This is a genomic window from Streptomyces sp. NBC_00663 (assembly GCF_036226885.1).
In the GTDB taxonomy this organism is placed as follows: Bacteria; Actinomycetota; Actinomycetes; order Streptomycetales; family Streptomycetaceae; genus Streptomyces.
In genome coordinates this window covers 3360183-3384460 of record NZ_CP109027.1, presented here as the reverse complement: position 1 = coordinate 3384460, position 24278 = coordinate 3360183, and the positions used below count along the sequence as shown (strand labels likewise).

The window sequence follows — 24278 nt, the reverse complement described above, 5'->3', positions numbered from 1 at the left end:
GTCGTACGGCACCCCGCGTATGACATCTGTCATCCGGCAGTCAGGATCACCGACACTGCCGTCCGAGGGCCCCCGAAGGCCACTCTGGATCACATGACAACGACAGTGGTCGCGTTCGACCAGGTGAGCAAGGCGTACGGCGAGGTCCGGGCCGTCGACGGCCTGACACTGAGCCTGCACCCCGGGGAGACGGTGGCCCTGCTGGGCCCCAACGGCGCCGGCAAGTCGACCACGCTCGACCTGCTGCTCGGGCTCAAGCAGGCGGACAGCGGCAGTGTCCGGCTGTTCGGCACCAGCCCGCGTGAGGCGATCGTCGCCGGGCGGGTGGGCGCGATGCTTCAGAGCGGCGGGCTGATGGACGAGGTGACCGTCGCCGAGCTGGTGCGCCTCGCCTGCGCCCTGCACCCGAGGCCGTACAAGGCGAACGACGTCCTCGCCCGGGCCGGCGTCACCCAGATCGCCGACCGCAAGGTCGACAAGCTCTCCGGCGGCCAGGCCCAGCGCGTCCGCTTCGCGCTCGCCACCGCGGGCGACAGCGACCTGATCGTCCTGGACGAGCCGACCACCGGCATGGACGTCACGACCCGTCAGGCCTTCTGGGCCACCATGCGCGAACAGGCCGACCAGGGGCGGACGGTCCTCTTCGCCACCCACTACCTCGAAGAGGCCGACGCCATCGCCGACCGGGTGCTCGTCCTGCACCGCGGCCGGCTGCTGGCCGACGGCACGGCCGCCGAGATCAAGGCGAAGGCGGGGGCGCGGAGGATCTCCTTCGACCTGTACGACACCGACATCGACGAGACCGTCCTGCGCGCCCTGCCCTTCCTGGTCCGCCTCGACGTCTCCGGCACCACCGTCCGCATCCAGTCCTCCGACGCCGACACCACCGTGCACGCCCTCTACGGCCTCGGCCTCCACCCCCGCAACCTGGAGGTCGCCGGGCTCGGCCTGGAGCAGGCCTTCGTCGCCATCACCGAGGCCGAGGAGGCCCGTACGTCATGCTGAACACCTTTGCCTCGCGGGGCCTGATCAAGCTGGAACTCAGCCGCGCCCTGCGCAACCGCAAGTTCCTGTTCTTCTCGGTCCTCTACCCGTCCCTGCTCTTCCTGCTCATCGCCGGCAGCGCCGACGGCACGGACCGGATCGACGGCACGGGCCTGACCCTGCCGACCTACATGATGGTCTCCATGGCCTCCTTCGGCGCCCTCACGGCCGTCCTGATGGGCAACAGCGAGCGCATCGCCAAGGAGCGGGAGAGCGGCTGGGTACGGCAGTTGCGGCTGACGACCCTGCCCGGGCACGGCTATGTCCTCGCGAAGACGGCGAGCGCGGCCGTGGTCAGCTTGCCCTCCATAGTCGTCGTCTTCGTCGTCGCCGCGGCCGTGAAGGACGTACGGCTGGACGCCTGGCAGTGGCTCGCGCTCACCGCCGTGATCTGGGCCGGCAGCCTCGTGTTCGCCGCGCTCGGCGTGGCCATCGGGTATCTGGCGAGCGGGGACGCGGTCCGGCCGATCACGATGATCACCTACTTCGGGCTGTCCATCCTCGGCGGTCTGTGGATGCCGACGACGACCTTCCCGGACTGGCTCCAGGACATCGCCAAATGGGTGCCCACGCACGCGTACGCTGCCCTGGGACAGGCGATCGAACAGAGCCAGGCCCCGCATGCCAAGGACATCGCCGTCCTCGCCGTCTTCTTCGCCCTGTTCACCGGCGGCGCGGCCTGGCTGTACCGGAAGGACACGCTGAAGGCGTGAGCGCGATGACGGACGATCTGCGGCCCGACGAGGAAGCGCGGGCGGAACGGCTGATCCGGATCGGCCGGCCACCCCGCAACCGGGGCGAGGCGATCCGGAAGCTGGTGTGGGTCCTGCCCTGGCTGGTCTTTCTCGCCTCCCCGGTGCGGGACCTGAACGCCGGTCACCACACCACCGTGGCCACGGCGGCAGGCTGGGCGGGTCTCGTGGCCTTCGTCGCGATCTATCTCACCCTTGTCTTCCGGACCATGGGCCGGCCCTTCCGCGGCGGGATCATCCACGTCCTGGCCGCGATCCTCTGGGCGCTCGGGGTCGCCCTGGCCTTCGGCTTCGGCAGCGAATGGCTCGGCCTGTTCGTGTACGTCTCGGTCACCTGCGGGGTGGCCTTCCCGCTGCGGACCGCCTACTGGACGATCCCGCTCACCACCGCCGCGATGATGCTGGCGGGCTGGCACGCCCACGACCTGGACGAGGCCTGGGGCCTGTTCCTGGTGGTGCTCCTGGTCGGCTACTCCATGACCGGCATCCGGCAACTCGTCGCCACCACCGTCGAGTTGCGCAAGGCCCGCGCCACCGTCGCCCAGCTCGCCGCCAACGAGGAGCGCCTGCGTCTCGCCCGCGACCTGCACGACCTCCTCGGCCACTCCCTCTCCCTGATCACGCTGAAGAGCGAACTGGCCGGCCGGATGCTCCCGGACCACCCCGACAAGGCGGCCCAGCAGGTCGCCGACATCGAACAGGTCAGCCGCCAGGCCCTGGTGGACGTCCGCGAGGCCGTCACCGGCTATCGCCGCCCCCGGCTCTCCGAGGAACTCGCGGGCGCCCAGGTCGCGTTGACGGCCGCGTCGGTCACCGCCGACGTCCCCGCCGAACCCGACCTCGGGGACATCCCCGAGGAGAGCGAGAGCGCCCTCGCCTGGGCGCTGCGCGAGGCGGTCACCAACGTCGTACGGCACAGCGGCGCGACCCGCTGCACGGTCGAGGTCCTGCACCGCCAGACCCTCGACGGACCGGTGCTGGAACTCTCCGTCGAGGACAACGGCTCGGGCGGCTCCGGCAAGGGCCCCGGCAACGGCCTCACGGGTCTCACCGAGCGCCTGGAGAAGGCGGGCGGCACCCTGGACGCGGCCCGCACCAGGCAAGGCTTCCGCCTGGTCGCCCGCGTCCCCGCCGGCGCCCCGGCGCCCGTAGGATCCGGGGCATGAGCCCTACGATCAAGGTCCTCCTCGCCGAGGACCAGTCGATGGTCCGCGAGGCCCTCGCCGCCCTCCTCGGCCTTGAGGACGACATCGAGGTGGTCGCCCAAGTGGCCCGGGGCGACGAGGTGTTGGCCGCCGCTCAGACTCACGCGGTGGACGTGGCCCTCCTCGACATCGAGATGCCCGGCATGACCGGCATCGAGGCGGCGGCCCAGGTCCACAAGGCCCTGCCCGGCGTGAAGCTGGTCGTCCTGACGACCTTCGGCCGCCCCGGGTACCTCCGCAGCGCCATGGAGGCGGGCGCCGACGCGTTCCTGGTCAAGGACGCCCCGGCCGCTCAACTGGCGGCGGCGGTACGCAAGGTACTGGCGGGCGAGCGAGTCATCGACCCGACGCTGGCGGCAGCGGCACTGGCGGAGGGCGCGAACCCGTTGACGGACCGGGAGCGCGAGGTCCTGCGGGCAGCGGAGGACGGCTCGACGAACGCGGAGCTGGCGGCGAAGCTGCACCTGTCCCAGGGCACGGTCCGCAACTACCTGTCGACGGCCATCCAGAAGTTGGCGGTGCGGAACCGGGCAGAGGCAGCGCGCTTGGCGAGGGAGAAGGGCTGGCTGTAGAGGCTTTTTGGCTTTTGGGCTTTTAGGGGCGCGGGGAACTGCGCGACGAGCCACGACGTGCCGGCACTGATCCACCGGCACAAGCCCCCACGGCGAACTCAGTTCAACATCGCCCGAGCCGACCGAGCCTGCTTCCGCACCCGCTCAGCCGCTCCCTCATCCACGGCCCCCACGACCTCCGCGTAGGCCTCCAACTCCGAGGCCCCCGTAAGAAAATCCCCCCGCTGTACCAGCAACTGCGCCCGCTCGTACCGCAGCCGAGCCGGATGAGAAGGCAACAGCAGCGACAACTCCACACCCCACAAAGCGACATCCGACCGCTCCGGCCGAGCCGCCGCCCAAGCCCGCACGTTGTTGAGAATCCGCACCACCACATCCAACGGATCGGCCGGCGCCAACATCGACGGCTCCAGAGACGCCCCCGTGGCCCCCACGACCAACAACTCCGCATCGGACCCGGTCAGCACCCGGCCCCCCTCGAAGGGGTCGGCCAGCACCTGCTCCTCCGCGGCGCCGAACCCGACCACGAAGTGCCCCGGCAGCGCGACCCCGTACACATGAGCCCCCGCCCGCCGCGCCACCTCCATCCACACCACGGACAGCAGGATCGGCAGCCCGCGCCGCCGCCGGAGCACCTCGTGCAGCAACGACGACTCCAGCCGCTGATAGTCCGCGGCGGAGCCGCGGAACCCGCACCGCTCCCCGAGCAGCTCGCGCAGCGCCACCGCCCATGACCGCGGCCCGCCCGGCCGGAACGGCAGCCGCCCGGCCAGCTCGTCCAGTTCGATCTGCGCCGCGTCGATGCCCGCCTCGTCCAGGCCCCCGTCCGCCTGGGCGCCCAGCAGCAGACAGAGCGCGGCCAGGTCGGGCCGCTCGGAGCGGGCCTCTTCGGCGAACCGCTCGCGCAGCTCGGCGGAGCGTTCCGGGGACGGTGGATGCGGCAGACGCATAGCTGGCTCGTGCCCTCTCACAGCGATCGGTACCGGCCGCTCACCGGCCGTTTCCCCCGGCAGCCGGTCCGCCGGCCGGTTCCCGGTAGTGGTGGTACGCGTGATGCGCCGCGAAGCCCATCCCGGCGTACAGCGCCCGCGCCCCCGCGTTCTCCTCCTCGACCTGGAGCCAGGCCGCCGACGCGCCCTCGTCGAGCGCCCGCCGGGCCAGCGCGGCCATCACCTCGGTGGCGAGCCCCCGCCGCCGCTGCTCAGGACCGACCTCGACCGCGGCGAAGGACGCCCACCGCCCGTCCACAACACACCGTCCGATGGCGGCGGGAACGTCACCGCTGCCGGGCACCTGCGCGAACCACACCGACGGCCCGCTCGACAGCACCTTGAGCGCCACCTCGCTCACCCCCTTGCGCTGGTACCGGGCGAGCCACGCCTCGTCCACGTCCCGGGACAGCTCCACCCCGGCGCCCTCGGCCCGGTCGGCGATCGGCGCCAGCGCCCCGATCCACAGCTCGGCCGTCACCTCGCGCACCCACCCGCGCCGCTCCAGCTCCGCGCACAGCAGCTCCTGCGTGCCCTCGGCGCCGGTCGCGGTCTGGACGTACGCGGGCAGCCCGTGAGCGCCGTACCAGCGCCGTACGGCGTCCAGGGCGTCGTCCAGCGGCAGGCCCGGGTCGCCGACCGGCAGTACCGAGTTGGCTCGCCGGGTGAACCCCGACGCGGCCCGCAGCTCCCACTCGCCGAGCCGCTCGCTCTCCACCGGCCGCCACGCGCGCGTGGCGACATGGGCGAGTTCCGCGTACGAGGCGGAGGGCCCCCGGCGGCGGGCCGGGGCGCTCGGCACCACCTTGCCCGCGACCAGCGAGGATTCCGCGATGTGGACGGTCTCGCCGTCCTTGCGTGTGATCAGCAGCACACCGTTGTCCCATGATGCGAGAACACCCACCGTGTCGGTGAACTTCTCACCCGGAACCGCAGGATCGTTCATGCGGCGTACAGAGACCCGTTTACCCACGTCAGCAGCGGTGATACGGACCTCAAGGCGCCCTGTCGCAGAGATTTCCACAGGTCAGTTCACCCCTCCTGTTCGGATCATGCCCAAGAACGGAGATACTAGGGGCGGGCATCGACGACGCCGCGCTCCCGCGCGCCAGGCGGCAGGGCCTGAGGAGGCCCGCCAGCGCCCTATCGAGGAGGAACGACAGCGTGACCTACGTCATCGCGCAGCCTTGTGTCGACGTGAAGGACAAGGCGTGCATCGAGGAGTGCCCGGTCGACTGCATCTACGAGGGCTCCCGGTCCTTGTACATCCACCCGGACGAATGCGTCGACTGTGGTGCCTGTGAGCCGGTCTGCCCGGTCGAGGCGATCTTCTACGAGGACGACACTCCGGAGGAGTGGAAGGACTACTACAAGGCGAACGTCGAGTTCTTCGACGAGCTCGGCTCCCCCGGCGGCGCCAGCAAGCTGGGTCTGATCGAGCGGGACCACCCCTTCATCGCCGCGCTGCCGCCGCAGGCGTAAGCGCGTAAGCGGCCCGCAACCTCGTGCCGCCTCGGTCCCGTACGGCCAGATCACCTCTGATCGCCGTACGGGACCGAGGCGTTTGCCGTACGTACCAGAAAGTGAGCCAGTCCCCGTGTCCGCAGTCTCCGACCGCCTCCCCACCTTCCCCTGGGACAAGCTGGAGCCGTACAAGAAGACGGCCGCGGCCCACCCCGGCGGCATCGTCGACCTTTCTGTCGGCACCCCCGTCGACCCGGTTCCCGACCTGATCCAGAAGGCCCTGATCGACGCGGCGGACTCTCCGGGCTACCCGACGGTCTGGGGCACCCCGGCGCTGCGCGACGCGATCACGGGCTGGCTGGAGCGCCGTCTGGGCGCCCGTGAGGTCACCCACCGGCACGTACTGCCGATCGTCGGCTCCAAGGAGCTCGTCGCCTGGCTCCCCACCCAGCTGGGCCTGGGCCCCGGCGACCGTGTCGCCTACCCGCGCCTGGCCTACCCGACGTACGAGGTCGGCGCCCGTCTGGCCCGCGCCGAGTACGAGGTCTACGACGACCCCACGACGCTCGACCCGGCCGGCCTGAAGCTCCTGTGGCTCAACTCCCCGTCGAACCCGACCGGCAAGGTCCTGTCGAAGGCGGAACTGACCCGGATCGTCGCCTGGGCCCGCGAGCACGGGGTGCTGCTCTTCTCCGACGAGTGCTACCTGGAGCTCGGCTGGGAGGCAGACCCGGTCTCGGTCCTGCACCCGGACGTGAACGGCGGCTCGTACGAGGGCATCGTGGCCGTCCACTCCCTCTCCAAGCGCTCGAACCTGGCCGGGTACCGGGCGGCCTTCCTGGCCGGCGACCCGGCCGTCCTCGGCCCCCTGCTGGAGATCCGCAAGCACGGCGGCATGATGACGTCGGCCACGACCCAGGCAGCGGTCGTCGCGGCGCTCGGCGACGACGTCCACGTCCACGAGCAGCGCGAGCGGTACGCGGCCCGCCGCGCGGCCCTGCGCGAGGCGCTGGAGCGGCACGGCTTCCGCATCGAGCACAGCGAGGCCAGCCTCTACCTCTGGGCCACCCGCGACGAGTCCTGCTGGGACACCGTCGCCCACCTGGCAGAGCTGGGCATCCTCGTGGCGCCGGGCGACTTCTACGGCGAGGCGGGCGAGACGTACGTCCGCGTGGCGTTCACGGCGACGGACGAACGGGTGCGGGCGGCGGTCGAGCGCCTGTAGCCACCGGACACGGCTGAGGGGGTCCAGGGAAATCCCCGGACCCCCTCAGCGGTTCAAGCGGTTCAGCCGAGCGGCAGCGACTTCACCGGCAGCGAGTCGGCCGCGGGCAGGCCACCCTTGGTGAGGGCGTCCGTCGGCAGGCCGCCCTTCGTCGCGGTGGACGTGGTGTCGCCCAGGATGTCCCCGGCGGAGCCCGCCGCGTCACCGGCCGTCTGCTGTGCGGCGGGCGCCGCCTTCTTCGCGACCTTGCCGCTGGTCTTGCCCGCCGTCGGCACGGCCTTCTTGACCGCGTTGCCACCGGTGTTGCCCGCGAGCTTGGTGACGTTCTGCGTGGCACCGTCGACGTTGTTGCCGACGCTCGCCGCGTCCAGAGCGGTCAGACCGCCCAGGTTCGGAGTGGCGGGGAGCTCGGCGGGGGCCGCACTGGCGGAGCCGGCCGCACCGACCCCGGCTGCCGCTCCCGCAGCGACGAGCAGCGCGGCACGGGCGATCCTGCGGGTCAGGGGGAGGGACATGATGCTCCTTTGACGGGAGAGAACGAGGAAGTGTCCAACCGCTCCCGGCAGTTGATCACCGGGCTCGGACGCAGTGACTACCGCTCGAAGCCCGCGAAGGTTGCGGACGCCCAACGTAAAGAGTTGGCAATGCGTCGCATTATCGGCTGCGGATAAAAACGGGCAAAAGGCGCCCGATCCGAAAGTCCGCCGAATCCTTACAGCCCTGTGTTCTCAAGGGATTCGGCGGATACGAGGGTGAGACCACGAAAACCTGCGCACACCCGCCTCCGCCACGGGCCCACGTAACCCCTGCGGGTGACGGCCCGAACTACTGAGCAGTCACGATCCGCACGGACCCGGTGGCCTTCTCCGCCCCGCCCGCACCGTCGGCCGCCACGGCCCGCCACTCGCTCTGGGTGTTCCCGGCGGTCCACTGCCGCCCGGCGTAGCGGACGCTCTCGATGTGCAGCGTGGCGGCGTTGGCCACCGCCCAGTGCGCGAGCTGCCAGCCCCGCTGCCGCGCGGTGCGCTTCGCGGCCGAGTCGTCGGCGGTGACGGGCACGGTCAGCGTCCGCTCCGCCGCCGTCGCCTCGGCGGCGGGGGACGGGGACGCGCCCTCGGCCACGTCCTCGGCGGCCGTGTCCAGCGCGTCCCGCCCGAAGTCCTTCACCAGCGCGTCCCGCACCCCCGCCGGTCCGGCGGCCTGGGTGGCGGCCGGCCGTCCGTCGCAGGTCAGCGTGGCCGGCGAGGATCCGGTGAGCGCGGCGGCGAGCAGCGTCGCGTCCGGCTCGTGCTTGGCGTACGCCTCCGGGTAGCCGCTGCGCTGCACGCGCTGGGCGGCCTCGGTGAGCGGCATCTTCGTATAGCCGGCGACCTTGACCAGATGCTCGTAGAACTTCCCGGCCGCGTACGCCGGGTCCATGATCTGCTTCTGCGTGCCCCAGCCCTGCGACGGCCGCTGCTGGAACAGGCCGAGCGAGTCCCGGTCGCCGTGGGTGATGTTGCGCAGCCCCGACTCCTGGATCGAGGTCGCCAGCGCGATCGCCACCGCCCGCTCGGGCAGCCCGCGCCCGGTGCCGACGGCCGTGATGGTCGCCGCGTTCACCGCCTGCTCCGGCGTGAACTCGTACGCCCCCCCGTCGTCCGTGCCCGAGACGACCGTGCAGCCCGGCTTTCCCGTGCCTCCGGTGACGTACTGCACCACGAGATAGCCCGCGACGGCACACAGGACCACGAAGGCCGCCATGGAACGGAGAAGGCGGCCACGACGACGGCGTCGGGGAGCGGGGGACGGCTCTGGCATCCGTACAAGGTACTGGAGGGTTCTTTGGTGCCCGAGCCGGGTGTGGACGACGGGCGCGAGGGCCCGGGCGCTAGGGTCGGGACCATGGCCGATACCCCGCTTGACCTCACGCTGGACGCTGCGGAGCTGACCGCGCGGCTCGTCGACTTCCCCTCGGCGAGCGGCACCGAGAAGCCCCTGGCGGACGCCATCGAGACCGCGCTGCGCGCCCTGCCGCATCTGACGGTCGACCGGTACGGCAACAACGTCGTGGCCCGTACGAACCTGGGCCGCGCGGAGCGGGTCATCCTCGCCGGCCACATCGACACCGTCCCGATCGCCGACAACGTCCCCTCCCGCCTCGACGAGGACGGCTACCTCTGGGGCTGCGGCACCTGCGACATGAAGTCCGGCGTCGCGGTCCAGCTGCGCATCGCGGCGACGGTCCCGGCCCCCAACCGCGACCTCACCTTCGTCTTCTACGACAACGAAGAGGTCGCCGCCCATCTGAACGGACTGGGTCATGTCGCCGAGGCCCACCCCGAGTGGCTGGCGGGCGACTTCGCGGTGCTCCTCGAACCCACCGACGGCCAGGTGGAGGGCGGCTGCCAGGGCACGCTCAGGATGCTGCTCAAGTTCACGGGGGAGCGGGCGCACTCCGCGCGCGCGTGGATGGGCTCCAACGCGATCCACGCCTCCGCGCGCGTGCTGGCGAAGCTGGCGGAGTACGAGCCCCGGCAGCCGGTGGTGGACGGGCTGAAGTACCACGAGGGCCTCAACGCGGTCCGCATCGAAGGCGGCGTCGCCACGAACGTCATCCCCGACGCCTGCACGGTCACCGTCAACTTCCGCTACGCGCCCGACCGGAGCGAGGAGGAGGCCGAGGCCTTCGTCCGCGACTACTTCGCCGACTGCGGCGTGGACGAGTTCGTCGTCGACGACCACACGGGCGGCGCGCGACCGGGCCTGAACGACCCGTCGGCGGCGGCCTTCGTGAAGGCCGTGGGCGGCGAGGTGCACCCCAAGTACGGCTGGACGGACGTGGCCCGCTTCAGCCGCCTCGGCGTTCCCGCCGTCAACTACAGCCCCGGCAACCCGCTGCTGGCCCACAAGGTCGACGAGCGCGTGAAGGCGTCGCTGATCCCGGTGGCGGAGGAGCGGCTGAGGAACTGGCTGACCGCCTGACGGCCCGGGACTGCACGGCGGACACGCATACGTCCCCCCTCTGTAACCGGCGTGGATCTACGCTGAAGCGGAACTACCCGCTATTGGAGGGAGCGCACATGGCTACCGGCAACCCCGAGGGGAAGAAGCAGCCACCGTCGGAGCAGCGCCTTGGACCGGTCCTCCGAAGGCGTGGGCAGGTGACGGCCAGCACCACCGACCAGCGGCTCCTCGACGCGGGCGGCCCCTCCGACTGGGTCCACACCGACCCCTGGCGGGTCCTGCGCATCCAGTCGGAGTTCATCGAGGGCTTCGGCACGCTCGCCGAACTGCCGCCCGCGATCAGCGTGTTCGGCTCGGCGCGGACCCCGGCGGACTCCCCGGAGTACGAGGCGGGTGTGCAGCTCGGTCGAGGCCTGGTCGAGGCCGGCTTCGCCGTGATCACGGGCGGCGGTCCAGGGGCGATGGAGGCGGCCAACAAGGGCGCCTGCGAGGCGAACGGCATCTCGGTGGGCCTCGGTATCGAGCTCCCCTTCGAGCAGGGCCTCAACCCCTACGTCGACATCGGCCTGAACTTCCGGTACTTCTTCGTCCGCAAGATGATGTTCGTGAAGTACGCGCAGGGCTTCGTCGTCCTGCCCGGCGGCCTCGGCACCCTGGACGAGCTCTTCGAGGCCCTGACCCTCGTCCAGACCCAGAAGGTCACCCGCTTCCCGATCGTCCTCTTCGGCAGCGCCTACTGGGGCGGCCTGGTGGACTGGATCAAGAACACCCTGATCGCCCAGGGCAAGGCGTCCGAGAAGGACCTCCTCCTCTTCCACGTGACGGACGACGTGGACGAGGCGGTGGCTTTGGTGTCGAAGGAGGCGGGCCGCTAGCGAGGCGCCTTTGCAACGCCGGACGGACCGACGCCGTCAGCCCGTCCGGCGTTCGATGCCTACGCCAGCCCGCGCCGGGCGACAGCCGGAGGCCGGTGCCCCGCGATCGACGCCACCATGTCCAGCACCTGCCGCGTCTCCGCGACCTCGTGCACCCGGTACACCTGCGCCCCCAGCCACGCCGACACGGCCGTCGTCGCCAGCGTCCCGATCACCCGCTCCTTCACCGGCTTGTCCAAGGTCTCGCCCACGAAGTCCTTGTTGGACAACGACACCAGCACCGGCCACCCGGTCTCGACCATCTCGCCGAGCCGCCGCGTCGCCTCAAGACTGTGCCGCGTGTTCTTCCCGAAGTCGTGCCCGGGATCGATCATCACCGACTCCCGGGGCACCCCCAGCGCCACGGCCCGCTCGGCCAGCCCCACCGTCACCCGCAGCACATCGGCCACGACATCGTCGTACGTCACCCGATGCGGCCGCGTACGAGGCTCGGCACCCCCCGCGTGCGTACACACCAGCCCCACCCCGTACCGCGCGGCCACCTCCGCGAGCCCGGGATCGACCCCGCCCCACGCGTCGTTCAGCAGATCCGCCCCGGCCTCGCACACGGCCTCGCCGACCGATGCCCGCCAGGTGTCCACGCTGATGACGACATCCGGGAACCGCCGCCGTACCTCCGCCACGAAGCCGACGGTCCGCCGCGCCTCCTCCTCGGCGGACACCTCTTCGCCCGGCCCGGCCTTGACCCCGCCGATGTCGATGATCGCGGCGCCCTCGGCCACCGCCTGCTCCACGCGCGCGAGGGCGGGCTCGTCACGGAACGTCGCGCCCTGGTCGTAGAAGGAGTCCGGGGTCCGGTTCACGATCGCCATGATCACCGGCTCGTGCGGCTCGAATTCCCGCCTGCCCAGCCTGAGCATCCCCTGTGACCTCTCCTAGTACGTCCTGGCAAGTCGTCGGCCTACGGCCGCCTGCGACCCTAACTGTCAGACTCGCATGGCACGATCGGACTCTGACACATTCGACTCCGACACATTCACCGAGCGTGGGGGCCCACAGCGATGGTTATGTTCTTGTTCCTCGTCGTCGCGCTCGCCGTCGTGATCGCCGCGGTGACGCTCGCCGTCGTGGGCGGCGGTGAGACGGGCCCGCTGCCGGACGCCGCCCCGGAGCGCCTCCAGGACCCCCTGCCGTACGACCGCCCGGTCAACCGCGCCGACGTCGAGTCCCTCCGCTTCCCGCTCGCCGCGCGCGGCTACCGCATGGCCGACGTGGACGACGCCCTCGGCCGCCTCGGCGCCGAGCTGGCGGAGCGCGACGCCCGCATCTCGGACCTGGAGTCCGCGCTGGCCGGCGCCCAGGCCGCCACCCACGGTGCGCATGCCTCGCACGGCTCGCACGGCTCGCATGTCTCCATGGAGAAGCCCGCCCAGGAGGACCAGTGAGCGACGGAGCCGCCCTCGCCGGCCCGGACGGCCGCCTGCGCTGCCCCTGGGGCGTCTCCACCGAGGACTACATCGCGTACCACGACGAGGAGTGGGGCCGCCCGGTCCACGGCGACGACGCCCTCTACGAACGCCTCAGCCTGGAGGCCTTCCAGTCCGGCCTCTCCTGGATCACGATCCTGCGCCGCCGAGAGGGCTTCCGCGCGGCCTTCGCCGGCTTCGAGATCGCCAAGGTGGCGACGTTCACGGACGCGGACAGGGATCGCCTGCTGCTCGACGAGGGCATCATCCGCAACAGGGCCAAGATCGAGGCGACGCTCGCCAACGCGCGCGTACTGGCCGACTGGGCCCCGGGCGACCTGGACACCCTGATCTGGTCCCACGCCCCGAAGACCCCGGGCCCGGCCCCGAAGTCGGTGAGCGACGTCCCGGCGATCACTCCGGAGTCGACGGCCCTGTCGAAGGCATTGAAGAAGAAGGGCCTGCGCTTCGTGGGCCCGACGACGGCGTACGCCCTGATGCAAGCGTGCGGATTGGTGAACGATCACTTGGAAACATGCGTGAGCAGACGCACCTGAAGGGGCGCGGGGAACTGCGCGACCAGCCACAACGGACCCGCAGCCCCCGCGGTGCTCAGCGCCCCAAGTACTTGGGCTGCTCCTTGTTCACAAACGCCCGCACAGCGATCGCGTGGTCCTCCGACGCGCCCGCCCGCGTCTGCAACTCGTCCTCCTTCTCCAGCGTCTCCGCCAGAGAGTGCGAGAACCCGTAGGCCACGGCCTCCTTGATCGCCGAGTACGCCACGGTCGGCCCCTCGGCGAGAGCCCGCGCCACCTTCTCGGCCTCGGCGTGCAGCTCACCGGCAGGGACCAGCCGGTTCGCGATGCCCAGCTCGTACGCCTCCTGGGCCTTGACCGTGCGCGGGAAGAGCAGCAGGTCCGCGGCGCGCCCCGGCCCCACCACCCGCGGCAGCGTCCACGAGACGCCGGAGTCCGCCGTCAGCGCGACGCCCGCGAACGAGGTGTTGAACCCCGCGGTGTCCGCGACCACCCGGTAGTCGGCCGCGAGCGCGAGACCGAACCCGGCCCCGGCCGCGACACCGTTCACCCCGGCCACCACCGGCTTGGGCATCTCCGTCAGCGCCCGTACGACCGGGTTGTAGTGCTCCTTCACCGTGCTCATGACCGAGGTCGAGCCCTCGACGAGCAGCCCGATGTGCTCCTTGAGGTCCTGCCCCACACAGAACGCCCGCTCCCCGGCGGAGGTGAGCAGCACGGCCCGTACGGTGTCGTCGCCGGCCGCGGCTTGGACCGCGTCCCGCAGCGCGACCTTCGTCGCGATGTTCAGCGCGTTCATCGCCTCGGGCCGGTTGATCGTGATCGTCGCGAGTCCGTCGCTCACCTCGTAGAGCACGGTGTCGGCCATGGTGCGTCCCCTCCTGCGTCCTTGCGGGTTACTTGCGGGTTACAAAGGACAGCATGGCGGAGATCACCGCCGGGGGACCGGAACGGACGTGTGACCTGCGTCAAAGAATCCGCGGCCGAAATCCGTCGCCGAACATGTGCGCGGCGGCGCAGTATCGCAGTCACATCGCCGAATTGAGTGGTTTTGCTCGCGCGCGTTGCCCAAGCGATGCCGACTGATGTTGGTCATCGGGTCCTGAGATGCGGGATAATGGCCTGGAAGCAATGTGTTCGATGCCGGTGTCGCGTGCTCACGCACGACACGCGTGCCCTCCCAGGGGCCGTCGGCTTAGACGATGAGCTGGTTTCAGGAAGGGGAACGAGCATGGCGGCCATGAAGCCGCGGACGGGCGATGGCCCGCTCGAGGTGACCAAGGAGGGGCGGGGCATTGTCATGCGCGTTCCGCTCGAAGGCGGCGGTCGGCTCGTCGTCGAGTTGACCCCTGACGAGGCCGACGCGCTCGGTGACGCCCTCAAGAAGGTCGTCGGCTGACGCGGAAGCGACCATACCCTTTCGACAACCCCGGCATCCCACGCGGTGCCGGGGTTGTCGTTGTCCGCGGGCGGGGTTGTTCGGGGCCTGTTGTCCACCGACCGCGGACCCGCCCTGACGCTTGACCGCGACCCGCTCTCACGCTTGACCGCGACCCGCCCTAACGCTTGACCGCGCAGAGCAGCCCGTCACCCACCGGCAGCAACGACGGCACCAGGTCCGGACTCTCCCGTACCGCGCGCAGCAGCTCGCGAAGTCGCAGCACCTCGGTCGGCTGCGGGCCCGAGTCCACCGTCCGGCCGTGCGCGAAGACGCCCTCGAAAACCACCAGGCCGCCCGGTCGCAGCAGGCGCAACGATTCAGCGAGGTAGTCCATGACCTCCTGCCGGTCGCCGTCGCAGAAGACGAGGTCGTAGCCGGCGTCCGCGAGGCGGGGGAGGACGTCGAGCGCGCGGCCGGGGATGAAGCGGGCCCGGTTGCTGGCGAAGCCGCAGGCGCGGAAGGCCTGCCGGGCGAACTGCTGGTGCTCCGGCTCGGGGTCGACGGTCGTCAGCACACCGTCGGGACGCATGCCGTGCAGCAGATGGATGCCGGAGACTCCCGTACCGGTGCCGATCTCGGCGACGGCCTTGGCGTCCACCGAGGCCGCCAGCAACCGCAGCGCCGCACCCGCGCCGGGCGACACCGAGCGCAGCCCTGCCTCACGGGCACGGTCACGAGCCCAGTGCAGCGCTTCGTCCTCGGCGACATAGGCGTCGGCGAACGCCCAGCTCGTCTGCCGGTTGCCGGTAATGACCCTCTCCTGTCCCCGTGGTTGCCTGGGCGTGACTGTATCCGTTGGGGCCGGGAACCTGCTGATGGGACCGGGCGTTTAGAGGGGTGGAGACGCACACGGGGGGACACAGTTGGATCACGACGACGGGCAGGCACTCAGGCAGCGCCCCGAGCGGGCGGTGACGCAGCCGCACGAGCGGTATCAGCCCAGATCAAATTCTCGTAAAACCGCTTATCCGGAGCTAACGGGCGAGGTGGCTATGGTAGGGGCTCCACTGGACACCACCAGAGCCGACAGGGGAGGTGCGGCTGCGCCTGGGGATCGCGGAGGGGTGCTGAGGCGCTTCCTCGGATCGGCGGGTAGGCCGAAATCCGTGAACGACACCGCTGCTGACCACAGCCACGACGAGTACAGCCAGACCGCGACCTTCTCCAGCGACGCGGACGGGCAGGCGTGGACTCCTCCGACCTGGGAGGACATCGTCAGCACGCACAGCGGCCGGGTCTACCGGCTCGCCTACCGCCTGACGGGCAACCAGCACGACGCGGAGGACCTCACCCAGGAGGTCTTCGTCCGCGTCTTCCGCTCCTTGTCGACCTACACGCCCGGCACCTTCGAGGGCTGGCTGCACCGCATCACCACCAACCTCTTCCTGGACATGGTGCGCCGCAAGCAGCGCATCCGCTTCGACGCCCTCGGCGAGGACGCGGCCGAGCGCCTGCCCAGCCGTGAGCCGAACCCGCAACAGGCCTTCAACGACGCCCACTTCGACGCGGACGTCCAGCAGGCCCTCGACACCCTCGCGCCCGAGTTCCGTGCCGCGGTCGTCCTGTGCGACATCGAAGGACTGTCGTACGAGGAGATCGCCGCGACCCTCGGCGTCAAGCTCGGCACCGTCCGCTCCCGTATCCACCGCGGCCGATCCCAGCTGCGCAAGGCCCTCGCGCACCGCTCCCCGGAGGCCCGTGCCGAGCGCCGTTCCTTCGTGCCGCGCGTCGCCGCACTGGGGGGAGGGGGCGCGACCGCGTGAGTGGATCCCGGCCCAATACCGCCAAAGGGCATCTGGCGGAGCAGCATCTGGGAGACCGACTCGCCGCGCTGGTCGACGGCGAACTCGGTCATGAGACGCGCGAGCGCGTCCTCGCTCACCTTGCCACCTGCACCAGGTGCAAGGCCGAGGCCGACGCCCAGCGCCGACTGAAGAACGTCTTCGCGGAGGCGGCCCCGCCGCCCCCGTCCGAGAGCTTCCTGGCGCGCCTTCAGGGGCTGCCCGGAGGAGGTGGCACGGACGACGGCGGTGGCTCGCCGTTCGGGGGAGGCTTCCCCGACGGCTTCTCCGACCGACCCGGGACCACCGGAGTCTCCGGGGTCTTCGGACTGAAACGCGGCGAGCGCTTCGAGTTCGACTACGTCCCCGCCCGTTCGCACGGCTCCGCCCTGCCGCCCGGCATGGGCCGCGGTGGCTTCCGCATCCACGACGTCAGCCGGCACGAGGCCGAGCGGACGGCGTCGCGCGGCATGCGCTTCGCGTTCGTCGCCGCCGGTGCCGTGTCGCTGGCCGCGATCGCGCTGGGCGGGGTCACCTCCGGAGTACCGGCCGACACCGACGCGCGCGGCGGCTCGGGCGGCAGCAATGTCACCCCGGCCCGCTCCCAGGGCGCCGGCGTCGCGACCACGCCCGACAGCCAGCGCCGCCGTGCCGTGGGCCCGCTGCTCGCCGCCGGTCAGTCCCGGGTCGGCGACACCCCGGTCGCCCCGACCGAGGCGTCCGCCCCGCTGCTGCCCGGAGTGCCGGCCCAGGCGGACGCGCACACACTGACCACGCCCGTCGTGGCCGGCGCGGCCGCCATGTCCCCCCTGATACGCCCGCTCAGCACCACCCCGCAGCTGACGCTCACCTCGTGGTCCACGCCCCCGGACCTCACCCCGCCCGCCCTTCTCGCCGCACCCGTCCCCGACGCGACCTCTTCTCCTTCCGTCTCCTCCGGCCCCACCGGCTGACCGGCGTCTGCGCACCGGCCGGTGAACCTGGTTGAATCCAGGGAGAGCCATGCCGTGGCCTGTCCGGCAGCTCAGGCCGTGTCGTCGAGGCGACGCGCCTGATAGGTGTAGGTGAGCGGGGTCTGACGTGCCGGACAGGCAGGCCCTGGCTGTGGGGAGAGCATGAACGAGGGGAAGCCCACGAAGGCGAAGTGGTGGAGCCGTGCGGGTGGGGGTGACGCGGCCCCGCCCGAGGGAGACTACGAGCTGAGGCGACCCCAGGACGCCTCACCCGCGAACGACTCCGAAACGGCCCTGCCCGAGGGCGATTTCGAACTGCGGTCACCCGGGGACGCCCTGCCGGACCGGAGCGAGTCGCCGAGCGAGGGCGATTCCGGCGACTCCGGCGACTCCGGTGACTCCGGTGACTTCGAGCTGGACCACCCCGCCGAGGCGCCCGCGCCCGACGCGGAGGCCAACACCGCCGTAGCCGCGGACGCGCACCCCGCTCCGGCCTCCGCAACCCCCGCAGCCGCAGATACGCACGCGGCTCCAACCCTCGCGGCCGTGGCAGAGCGCCCCAAGCCCCTGCACGACCCCGACCCCTACAGCACCCCGCCGTACGGCGAACCCGGCCCCTGGGCCCCCGCCCCACCGGTCCAGCACCCGGCGACAACCCCGGCCCACGGAACGCCCACCGCGCCCTCGCGTTCCGACGCCTCCACGCCGCCCCCCGCGCAGGCCCAGCCGCACGCAACCTCCGCGCCGGCCTCGCACCACGGAACCACCCCGCCCCCGGCTCCCGCGGCGCTCGGCGCCACCCCGCCCCCGGCCCCCGTACCGCCCGGCGCCACCCCGACCCCCACCCCCGCGCCCGCACCCCTGGCCCCTGCGCCCGGCGCCTCCGCGCACCCCGCCCCCGCCGCCACACCCCCCGTACCGCCCGGCGCCGCGACCCCACCCCCCGCCAACCCCTGGCAGAACTACGACCCCTGGGCCGCCGCCCCAACTGCCTCCACCCCAACCGCCTCAGCCGCAACCGCCTCCGCCGTTCCCGCCTCCCTCCAGACGCCTCTCTACCCCCACCTCCAAACGCCGTTCCAGCAGAACGGTGCCGCCGTCGCCAGCCAGGGCCAGCGTCGTAGGCGGGCCAAGAAGGCTCTCGTCGTGGCCGCGCTGCTGCTCGCGCTCGTGTCAGGGGGCGTCGGCGGGGTCGTAGGGGCTTATCTGGAGCGCAACGGCGGGGTGGGGGACATCGAGCTGCCACAGGCCGCCGCGGAGCCCGCGGGGCGGGCTCCCGACAGCGTGGCCGGGATCGCGGCGCGGGCCCTGCCCAGCGTCGTGACCCTGCATGTCACCGGCTCCGAGGAATCCGGCACCGGAACCGGCTTCGTGCTCGACGACCGGGGCCACATCCTCACCAACAACCATGTCGTCGAACCCGCAGGGGCGGACGGCGAGATATCGGTGACGTTCCACAGCGGGGACGCCGCCAAGGCCACCGTCGTCGGCCGGGACAGCGGCTATGACCTCGCCGTGGTCAAGGTCAGCGGGGTCAGCGGGCTCAAGCCCATGACCCTCGGCAACTCCGACAGCGTCCAGGTCGGTGATCCGGTGGTCGCCATCGGCGCCCCCTACGACCTGGAGGGCACTGTCACCTCCGGCATCATCAGCGCCAAGGAGCGGCCCATCACGGCCGGCGGCGAGAGCGGCGACGGAAGCGATGTGTCGTACGTGGACGCGCTCCAGACCGACGCGCCCATCAACCCCGGCAACTCCGGCGGACCGCTGCTCGACTCCCAGGCCCACGTGATCGGCATCAACTCCGCCATCCGCTCCGCCGACAGCGGCTCCGAGGAGAGCGGTGGCCAGGCCGGCTCCATAGGCCTCGGTTTCGCGATCCCCGTCAACCAGGCCAAGCGTGTCGCCGAGGAGCTGATCAACACCGGCAAGGCCACCCATCCGGTCATCGGCGTCACGCTCGACATGGACTACCTGGGCGACGGCGCCCGCGTGGGCACCAAGGGCAACGACGGCGGCGCCGCGGTCAACGCGGGCGGCCCCGGCGACAAGGCCGGCATCAAGGCGGGCGACGTCATCACCGAGGTCGACGGCCAGCGCGTCCACTCCGGCGAGGAGCTGATCGTCAAGACCCGCGCCCACCGCCCGGGCGACCGGCTGGAGCTCACCGTGGAGCGCGACGGCAAGGAGATGACCATCCCCCTGGTGCTCGGATCCTCGGACGGCGACTGAGGGAACGGACACAGCCGACCGATTGACAGAAACCTCATAGCCGCCCCCCGAAACCCCGTCCCACATGGCAAACAACCCTCAAAACCGCTCATGCGCGCGCACTCCGGGGGGTCGGGACAGTACCGGTCGTACCGGATCGCCGGGTACCGTGGACCCGGCCCGGACATGGCAAGGAGCTTCAGGTGTTCAATGACATAGGACCGCTCGAGCTGGTGACGCTCGTTGTCCTCGCCGTGCTCGTCTTCGGTCCGGACAAGCTCCCGAAGGTCATCCAGGACGTCATGCGGACCGTGAAGAAGATCCGTGAGTTCTCGGAGAACGCCAAGCAGGACATCCGCTCGGAGCTCGGCCCCGAGTTCAAGGACTTCGAGTTCGAGGACCTGAACCCCAAGACGTTCATCCGCAAGCAGCTGGACAACGACGAGCTGGGGCTCAAGGAGATCCGCAACGGCTTCGACATCAAGAAGGAGATGGCCGAGGTCACGGACGCGGTCCACGGCCGCGACTCGGAGGCTTCCTCTTCGTCCCCCTCGTCCTCGACCTCGTCCTCCGGTTCTTCCGGCGGCCGGATCGACATGACGAAGAAGCCCGAGGACGACGGCAAGGACGACCGCCCGGTCTTCGACGCGGACGCCACCTGAACGACGTACAGACACACGGGAGCCGCACGTCAGCGACGTGCGGCTCTGTCGTGCGTGACGCGTTTCATACGTCACCGGGGCCCCGCGCGGCCTGAACCGGACGTCCGGACGCCCCGCGTGCCGGGCGGTTTCGCTGCTGGTCCCGGTGGGGTGGCTATGCTGCCGAGTTGTTGTGCGGACCGGACGAGTCGCCCGAAGGGGGGCGGGCCGTTCCGGTCCGACGAGGAACGAGGAGGCGTCCGGGCACATGGAGACGACGAGTCAGGCAGTCGCGCAGGCGCCGGCCACGGAGGGCGGACAGCAGGTCCCCTCCGCCCGGCGCACGGTCGACGGCTACCTGCAAGCGCCCTTCCCGTGGTACGGCCTCGACGAGGCCTTCACGGGGCCACGGTGGCTGATGCAGGTCGGAACGGCGGCCGACGGTGCCGTCGAGCACGGTTCGATCGGGCACGGTGACGAGCCCTCCGTACGCAACGAGGCCTCGGAGGACAAGGAGAAGTTCGCGGTGGTGGTCACCGTCGCGGCGAATCCGTCCCGCAGGAGCGCGGACGGCACGGGGCTGCTGGAGGCCACGTCCGTCGCTTCGGCCGCCTGGCTCGCGGGCGTGGGGCTGCTCTCCTTCACCTGGCCCGGCTCGATGGACCACTCGCTGCGCGACGACTGGCTGGACCAGCAGACCGAGACGGCGTGGGCCCTGGCCGACGACCTCGACGGCCCGGACTGGTCGACCCTGTCGCTCCCCGTGGACGGGGTGCCGACGTCCTTCCACTATCGCGAGTCCGAGTTCGGCTGGGTGCTCGCCGGCTCGACCCAGGAGGGCGTGCACGTCGGGGCCTACGGCAGAGGCATGAGCGCCTACGGCCTCGGGTTCGCCATGATCAAGGACATCAGCGTCTACGCGTAGGCGCTGCGGTACGACGATGGGGGCGCCGTCCGCAGCGGACGGCGCCCCCATCGTCGTAGGCGAAGCTAGAACTTGTTCCGCGGGGTGATCCCCAGGGACAGGCCCGAGAGGCCGCGCTGGCGGCCGCCGAGCTTGCCCGCGATGTCGCGCAGGGCCTTGCCCGCCGGGGAGTCCGGGTCGCTCAGCACGACCGGCTTGCCCTCGTCGCCGCCTTCGCGCAGGCGGACGTCGATCGGGATGGCGCCGAGGACCGGGACCGTGGCACCCGTGGTGCGGGTCAGGCCGTCGGCGACCGTCTGGCCGCCGCCCGTGCCGAAGACATCGACCATCTCGTCGCAGTGCGGGCACGGCAGGCCCGACATGTTCTCGACCACGCCGACGATCTTCTGGTGGGTCTGGACGGCGATGGAGCCGGCGCGCTCGGCCACCTCGGCCGCCGCCTGCTGCGGGGTCGTCACGACCAGGATCTCGGCGTTCGGGACCAGCTGGGCCACCGAGATCGCGATGTCACCGGTGCCCGGCGGCAGGTCGAGGAGGAGGACGTCCAGGTCGCCCCAGTACACGTCCGCGAGGAACTGCTGGAGCGCGCGGTGCAGCATCGGGCCGCGCCACACCACCGGGGCGTTGCCCGGGGTGAACATGCCGATGGAGATGACCTTCACGCCGTGCGCCGTCGGCGGCATGATCATGTTCTCGACCTGGGTGGGACTGCCGTCGGCGCCCAGCATGCGCGGCACGGAGTGGCCGTAGATGTCGGCGTCCACGACACCGACCTTGAGGCCGTCGGCCGCCATCGCCGCCGCCAGGTTCACCGTCACCGAGGACTTGCCGACGCCACCCTTGCCGGAGGCGACCGCGTAGACGCGGGTGAGCGAGCCGGGCTTGGCGAAGGGGACCTCGCGCTCGGTCTGGCCGCCGCGCAGGGCCGTCGCCAGCTCCTTGCGCTGCTCGTCGCTCATCACGTCGAGCGTGACGTCGACGCGGGTGACGCCCTCGACGGCCGAGACCGCGTCCGTCACGCGCTGCGTGATCGTCTCGCGCATCGGGCAGCCGGAGACCGTCAGATAGACGGTGACCGCGACCGCTCCGTCCGCGCCGATGTCCACCGACTTGACCATCCCCAGTTCGGTGATGGGTCGGTTGATCTCGGGGTCGTTCACCGTCGCCAGTGCCTCGCGCACCGCGTCTTCGCTAGCCATAAGGACGATGGTACGGCTCGGTAGCCTGCGCCCGGCATGCCCGTCAGCGGTCTTCTACGTCACGTCCGGTCGACCGGTCTGCCGGGAATACGCCGTGCTCGTTCCCGTGGCCGCTGCGATGGCCGTTCTCGCGCTCCTCCAGCTCCTTCACCAGGTCCTGCAACTCGGAGCGGATCCAGTCCCGGGTGGCGACCTCACCGAGGCCGATGCGCAGGGAGGCGATCTCGCGGGTCAGGTACTCGGTGTCGGCGATCGACCGCTCGTTCTGCTTGCGGTCCTGTTCGAGGTTGACCCGGTCGCGGTCGTCCTGCCGGTTCTGCGCGAGCAGGATGAGAGGAGCCGCGTAGGAGGCCTGGAGGGACAGCATCAGGGTCAGGAAGATGAAGGGGTAGTTGTCGAAGCGCAGATCGCCCGGGGCGAAGACGTTCCACAGCACCCACGCGATGATGACGACCGTCATCCAGACGATGAAGCGTCCCGTGCCGAGGAACCGCGCGATGCGCTCCGAGAGCCGTCCGAAGGCCTCCGGGTCCCACTCGGGCAGCAGCCGGCGCCGCGGCGGGCGGGGCTGGTCCAGGCGGGTGCGCGGGCGGGTGGTGGCGGTGGCGCCGCTCGGGACGCGTTCGCGGGTGGTCGTCTCGCGCTCAGGAACCATGAGGAGCCACCTCGCCCTCGCCGAGCTCCTCGTCCAGATGGAACTCCGTCTCCCGCCAGTCCTCCGGCAGCATGTGGTCCAGCACGTCGTCCACGGTGACCGCGCCCAGCAGCGACCCGGCCTCGTCGACCACGGGCGCCGAGACCATGTCGTACGTCGCGAAGAACCCGGCGACGACCGGCAGCGCCGCGTCCGGGTCCAGCGGCTGGAGGTCGTCGTCGATGATCGCGCTGACCAGCGTGTACGGCGGGTCCCGCAGCAGCCGCTGGAAGTGGACCGTGCCCAGGTACTTGCCGGTCGGCGTCTCGTCGGGTGGACGGCAGACATAGACCTGGGCGGCGAGCGCGGGGGAGAGGTCGGCGTTGCGCACGCGCGCGAGGGCGTCGGCGACGGTCGCGTCGGGCCGCAGCACGATGGGCTCGGTCGTCATCAGACCGCCCGCCGTGTGCTCCTCGTACGACATCAGGCGCCGCATGTCGGCCGCGTCGGACGGCTGCATCAGGCTCAGCAGCCGCTCCTGGTCCTCCTCGGGCAGCTCACTGAGCAGGTCGGCCGCGTCGTCGGGGTCCATGGCCTCCAGGACGTCGGCCGCCCGCTCCTCCTTCAGCTTGCCGAGGATCTCGATCTGGTCGTCCTCCGGCAGTTCTTCGAGTACGTCGGCCAGGCGCTCGTCGTCGAGGGCGGCGGCGACCTCGGCGCGCCGCTTGGGGGAGAGGTGGTGCAGGACGTTGGCGAGGTCGGCGGGGCGCAGCTGCTCGAAGGTGGCCAACAGGCTCTCGGCGCCCTGTCCGTGCTCCTCCAGGGAGAAGCCGGTGACCGCCGACCACTCCACGGTCAGGGACTCGCCCTTGCGCCGGAACGCGCCGCCCTTGCCGCCCTTGCGGACGAAGACCTTGTCGATCTCCCAGTCCCGGCGGGCCGGCAGCTGCTGCACGGACACGTCCAGGACGGTCACCTCCTCGCCGGGCTCGACGAGGGTGACGCGTCGGTCGAGCAGTTCGCCGAAGACCAGGCGCTCGGTGGGCCGTTGCTCGAAGCGGCGGACGTTGAGCACACCGGTGGTGATGACCTGGCCGGACTCGATGCTGGTCACCCGGGTCATGGGCAGGAAGATGCGGCGCCGCGTGGACAGTTCGACGACCAGCCCGAGCACGCGCGGCGGCTTGCGGCCCACGCGCAGCACGACGACCAGGTCGCGCACCCGGCCGACCTGGTCGCCGTTCGGGTCGAACACGGCGACGCCGGCGAGGTGCGAGACGAAGATCCTGGGGGCGCCCCCTGCCATGGCCGCACCTCCTTTTCGTGCGAATTGCCGGTCCAGGTGGGCTTCAGGCTAGCCCGTCCCGTTCGCGGACGCCCTGGTGGGCGGTCCGGACGGTCTGGCTCCGCTCGGCCCGC

27 protein-coding genes are annotated in these 24278 nt (G+C 71.3%); 17 read left to right on the top strand and 10 right to left on the bottom strand.

Annotation, left to right across the window (positions count from 1 at the left end):
* The first annotated feature begins 93 nt into the window (after positions 1–93).
* The 4 genes from OG866_RS15205 to OG866_RS15190 are packed head-to-tail and all read left to right on the top strand — an operon-like array spanning position 94 to position 3573.
* Positions 94–1005, top strand: a complete 912-nt coding sequence (locus tag OG866_RS15205) for an ABC transporter ATP-binding protein (RefSeq protein ID WP_329335061.1) — start codon at positions 94–96, stop codon at positions 1003–1005.
* Complete coding sequence (locus OG866_RS15200; RefSeq protein WP_329335060.1) at positions 999–1757, top strand: ABC transporter permease; 759 nt, start codon at positions 999–1001, stop codon at positions 1755–1757. Before OG866_RS15205 ends, OG866_RS15200 begins: the two co-directional genes overlap by 7 nt.
* Before the next feature lie 5 nt (positions 1758–1762).
* A complete protein-coding gene (locus OG866_RS15195; protein ID WP_329344113.1) occupies positions 1763–2962 on the top strand; it encodes a sensor histidine kinase in 1200 nt (399 codons plus the stop codon).
* Positions 2959–3573 carry a response regulator transcription factor gene (locus OG866_RS15190; RefSeq protein ID WP_329335058.1) on the top strand — a complete coding sequence of 205 codons (615 nt, stop codon included), beginning with the start codon at positions 2959–2961 and terminating at the stop codon, positions 3571–3573. The genes OG866_RS15195 and OG866_RS15190 overlap by 4 nt, the downstream gene beginning before the upstream one ends.
* 98 nt (positions 3574–3671) lie before the next feature.
* On the opposite strand, the gene OG866_RS15185 is transcribed toward OG866_RS15190, so the two are convergent.
* Positions 3672–4523: a transglutaminase-like domain-containing protein gene (locus OG866_RS15185; protein ID WP_329335056.1), complete on the bottom strand. Its 852-nt coding sequence runs from the start codon at positions 4521–4523 to the stop codon at positions 3672–3674.
* Between the two features lie 40 nt (positions 4524–4563).
* Positions 4564–5586, bottom strand: a complete 1023-nt coding sequence (locus tag OG866_RS15180) for a GNAT family N-acetyltransferase (protein ID WP_329335054.1) — start codon at positions 5584–5586, stop codon at positions 4564–4566.
* A gap of 140 nt (positions 5587–5726) precedes the next feature.
* Here OG866_RS15180 and fdxA point away from each other — a divergent pair, with 140 nt between their 5' ends.
* Positions 5727–6044: a ferredoxin gene (fdxA, locus tag OG866_RS15175; RefSeq protein WP_010047804.1), complete on the top strand. Its 318-nt coding sequence runs from the start codon at positions 5727–5729 to the stop codon at positions 6042–6044.
* 115 nt (positions 6045–6159) lie between these two features.
* Complete coding sequence (locus OG866_RS15170; protein WP_329335051.1) at positions 6160–7251, top strand: bifunctional succinyldiaminopimelate transaminase/glutamate-prephenate aminotransferase; 1092 nt, start codon at positions 6160–6162, stop codon at positions 7249–7251.
* A gap of 62 nt (positions 7252–7313) precedes the next feature.
* Here the strand turns inward: OG866_RS15170 and OG866_RS15165 are convergent, their stop codons facing one another.
* Positions 7314–7766 carry an ATP-binding protein gene (locus tag OG866_RS15165; protein ID WP_329335049.1) on the bottom strand — a complete coding sequence of 151 codons (453 nt, stop codon included), beginning with the start codon at positions 7764–7766 and terminating at the stop codon, positions 7314–7316.
* A gap of 310 nt (positions 7767–8076) precedes the next feature.
* Positions 8077–9051, bottom strand: coding sequence for a heavy metal transporter (locus OG866_RS15160; RefSeq protein WP_329335048.1), 975 nt, complete (start codon positions 9049–9051; stop codon positions 8077–8079).
* Between the two features lie 84 nt (positions 9052–9135).
* Between OG866_RS15160 and dapE the strand changes: the two genes are divergently transcribed.
* A complete protein-coding gene (gene dapE / locus OG866_RS15155; protein WP_329335046.1) occupies positions 9136–10215 on the top strand; it encodes a succinyl-diaminopimelate desuccinylase in 1080 nt (359 codons plus the stop codon).
* A gap of 98 nt (positions 10216–10313) precedes the next feature.
* On the top strand, positions 10314–11072 hold the full coding sequence (locus tag OG866_RS15150; protein ID WP_329335044.1) for a TIGR00730 family Rossman fold protein: 759 nt from the start codon (positions 10314–10316) through the stop codon (positions 11070–11072).
* Positions 11073–11131: 59 nt separating this feature from the next.
* Here the strand turns inward: OG866_RS15150 and folP are convergent, their stop codons facing one another.
* Positions 11132–11992, bottom strand: a complete 861-nt coding sequence (folP, locus tag OG866_RS15145) for a dihydropteroate synthase (RefSeq protein ID WP_329335042.1) — start codon at positions 11990–11992, stop codon at positions 11132–11134.
* 141 nt (positions 11993–12133) lie between these two features.
* Between folP and OG866_RS15140 the strand changes: the two genes are divergently transcribed.
* Positions 12134–12517, top strand: a complete 384-nt coding sequence (locus OG866_RS15140) for a DivIVA domain-containing protein (RefSeq protein WP_329335040.1) — start codon at positions 12134–12136, stop codon at positions 12515–12517.
* A complete protein-coding gene (locus tag OG866_RS15135) occupies positions 12514–13095 on the top strand; it encodes a DNA-3-methyladenine glycosylase I (protein ID WP_329335039.1) in 582 nt (193 codons plus the stop codon). Before OG866_RS15140 ends, OG866_RS15135 begins: the two co-directional genes overlap by 4 nt.
* A gap of 55 nt (positions 13096–13150) precedes the next feature.
* Here OG866_RS15135 and OG866_RS15130 read toward each other — a convergent pair whose 3' ends face one another.
* Positions 13151–13942 carry an enoyl-CoA hydratase/isomerase family protein gene (locus OG866_RS15130; protein ID WP_329335038.1) on the bottom strand — a complete coding sequence of 264 codons (792 nt, stop codon included), beginning with the start codon at positions 13940–13942 and terminating at the stop codon, positions 13151–13153.
* 53 nt (positions 13943–13995) lie between these two features.
* On the opposite strand from OG866_RS15130, the gene OG866_RS15125 reads away from it, so the two are divergent.
* Together OG866_RS15125 and OG866_RS15120 are read left to right on the top strand one after the other, a co-directional pair.
* Entirely contained in the window at positions 13996–14160 is a 165-nt protein-coding gene (locus OG866_RS15125) for a hypothetical protein (RefSeq protein WP_329335037.1), read from the top strand.
* A gap of 145 nt (positions 14161–14305) precedes the next feature.
* Positions 14306–14473, top strand: a complete 168-nt coding sequence (locus tag OG866_RS15120) for a DUF3117 domain-containing protein (RefSeq protein WP_003966491.1) — start codon at positions 14306–14308, stop codon at positions 14471–14473.
* Positions 14474–14633: 160 nt separating this feature from the next.
* Here the strand turns inward: OG866_RS15120 and OG866_RS15115 are convergent, their stop codons facing one another.
* Entirely contained in the window at positions 14634–15332 is a 699-nt protein-coding gene (locus tag OG866_RS15115; RefSeq protein ID WP_329344111.1) for an O-methyltransferase, read from the bottom strand.
* 247 nt (positions 15333–15579) lie between these two features.
* On the opposite strand from OG866_RS15115, the gene sigE reads away from it, so the two are divergent.
* From sigE to OG866_RS15090, 5 genes are all read left to right on the top strand, one after another.
* Positions 15580–16278, top strand: a complete 699-nt coding sequence (gene sigE, locus OG866_RS15110) for an RNA polymerase sigma factor SigE (protein WP_329335035.1) — start codon at positions 15580–15582, stop codon at positions 16276–16278.
* Positions 16275–17249, top strand: a complete 975-nt coding sequence (locus tag OG866_RS15105) for an anti-sigma factor family protein (protein WP_329335033.1) — start codon at positions 16275–16277, stop codon at positions 17247–17249. The genes sigE and OG866_RS15105 overlap by 4 nt, the downstream gene beginning before the upstream one ends.
* Positions 17250–17411: 162 nt before the next feature.
* Entirely contained in the window at positions 17412–19481 is a 2070-nt protein-coding gene (locus OG866_RS15100; RefSeq protein ID WP_329335031.1) for a S1C family serine protease, read from the top strand.
* A 182-nt stretch (positions 19482–19663) separates the two neighbouring features.
* Positions 19664–20122 carry a sec-independent translocase gene (locus OG866_RS15095; RefSeq protein ID WP_329335029.1) on the top strand — a complete coding sequence of 153 codons (459 nt, stop codon included), beginning with the start codon at positions 19664–19666 and terminating at the stop codon, positions 20120–20122.
* A gap of 247 nt (positions 20123–20369) precedes the next feature.
* The gene (locus OG866_RS15090) at positions 20370–21026 is read left to right on the top strand and encodes a hypothetical protein (protein WP_329335027.1); all 657 of its coding nucleotides are present in this window, start codon (positions 20370–20372) and stop codon (positions 21024–21026) included.
* A gap of 65 nt (positions 21027–21091) precedes the next feature.
* Here OG866_RS15090 and OG866_RS15085 read toward each other — a convergent pair whose 3' ends face one another.
* The 3 genes from OG866_RS15085 to OG866_RS15075 are packed head-to-tail and all read right to left on the bottom strand — an operon-like array spanning position 21092 to position 24165.
* The gene (locus OG866_RS15085; protein ID WP_329335025.1) at positions 21092–22225 is read right to left on the bottom strand and encodes an Mrp/NBP35 family ATP-binding protein; all 1134 of its coding nucleotides are present in this window, start codon (positions 22223–22225) and stop codon (positions 21092–21094) included.
* A gap of 43 nt (positions 22226–22268) precedes the next feature.
* Complete coding sequence (locus tag OG866_RS15080) at positions 22269–22880, bottom strand: DUF1003 domain-containing protein (protein WP_329335023.1); 612 nt, start codon at positions 22878–22880, stop codon at positions 22269–22271.
* Complete coding sequence (locus tag OG866_RS15075) at positions 22870–24165, bottom strand: magnesium transporter MgtE N-terminal domain-containing protein (protein WP_329335021.1); 1296 nt, start codon at positions 24163–24165, stop codon at positions 22870–22872. The genes OG866_RS15080 and OG866_RS15075 overlap by 11 nt, the downstream gene beginning before the upstream one ends.
* Positions 24166–24278 lie beyond the last annotated feature (113 nt).

What these genes read in the sequence shown, in the direction of transcription:
- OG866_RS15205 (WP_329335061.1), top strand. Translation starts at nt 94, where the DNA reads ATGACAACGACAGTGGTCGCGTTCGACCAGGTGAGCAAGGCGTACGGC.
- OG866_RS15200 (WP_329335060.1), top strand. Translation starts at nt 999, where the DNA reads ATGCTGAACACCTTTGCCTCGCGGGGCCTGATCAAGCTGGAACTCAGC.
- OG866_RS15195 (WP_329344113.1), top strand. Translation starts at nt 1,763, where the DNA reads ATGACGGACGATCTGCGGCCCGACGAGGAAGCGCGGGCGGAACGGCTG.
- OG866_RS15190 (WP_329335058.1), top strand. Translation starts at nt 2,959, where the DNA reads ATGAGCCCTACGATCAAGGTCCTCCTCGCCGAGGACCAGTCGATGGTC.
- OG866_RS15185 (WP_329335056.1), bottom strand. Translation starts at nt 4,523, where the DNA reads ATGCGTCTGCCGCATCCACCGTCCCCGGAACGCTCCGCCGAGCTGCGC.
- OG866_RS15165 (WP_329335049.1), bottom strand. Translation starts at nt 7,766, where the DNA reads ATGTCCCTCCCCCTGACCCGCAGGATCGCCCGTGCCGCGCTGCTCGTC.
- OG866_RS15160 (WP_329335048.1), bottom strand. Translation starts at nt 9,051, where the DNA reads ATGCCAGAGCCGTCCCCCGCTCCCCGACGCCGTCGTCGTGGCCGCCTT.
- dapE (WP_329335046.1), top strand. Translation starts at nt 9,136, where the DNA reads ATGGCCGATACCCCGCTTGACCTCACGCTGGACGCTGCGGAGCTGACC.
- OG866_RS15150 (WP_329335044.1), top strand. Translation starts at nt 10,314, where the DNA reads ATGGCTACCGGCAACCCCGAGGGGAAGAAGCAGCCACCGTCGGAGCAG.
- folP (WP_329335042.1), bottom strand. Translation starts at nt 11,992, where the DNA reads ATGCTCAGGCTGGGCAGGCGGGAATTCGAGCCGCACGAGCCGGTGATC.
- OG866_RS15140 (WP_329335040.1), top strand. Translation starts at nt 12,134, where the DNA reads ATGGTTATGTTCTTGTTCCTCGTCGTCGCGCTCGCCGTCGTGATCGCC.
- OG866_RS15130 (WP_329335038.1), bottom strand. Translation starts at nt 13,942, where the DNA reads ATGGCCGACACCGTGCTCTACGAGGTGAGCGACGGACTCGCGACGATC.
- OG866_RS15125 (WP_329335037.1), top strand. Translation starts at nt 13,996, where the DNA reads ATGGCGGAGATCACCGCCGGGGGACCGGAACGGACGTGTGACCTGCGT.
- OG866_RS15120 (WP_003966491.1), top strand. Translation starts at nt 14,306, where the DNA reads ATGGCGGCCATGAAGCCGCGGACGGGCGATGGCCCGCTCGAGGTGACC.
- OG866_RS15100 (WP_329335031.1), top strand. Translation starts at nt 17,412, where the DNA reads ATGAACGAGGGGAAGCCCACGAAGGCGAAGTGGTGGAGCCGTGCGGGT.
- OG866_RS15090 (WP_329335027.1), top strand. Translation starts at nt 20,370, where the DNA reads ATGGAGACGACGAGTCAGGCAGTCGCGCAGGCGCCGGCCACGGAGGGC.
- OG866_RS15085 (WP_329335025.1), bottom strand. Translation starts at nt 22,225, where the DNA reads ATGGCTAGCGAAGACGCGGTGCGCGAGGCACTGGCGACGGTGAACGAC.
- OG866_RS15080 (WP_329335023.1), bottom strand. Translation starts at nt 22,880, where the DNA reads ATGGTTCCTGAGCGCGAGACGACCACCCGCGAACGCGTCCCGAGCGGC.
- OG866_RS15075 (WP_329335021.1), bottom strand. Translation starts at nt 24,165, where the DNA reads ATGGCAGGGGGCGCCCCCAGGATCTTCGTCTCGCACCTCGCCGGCGTC.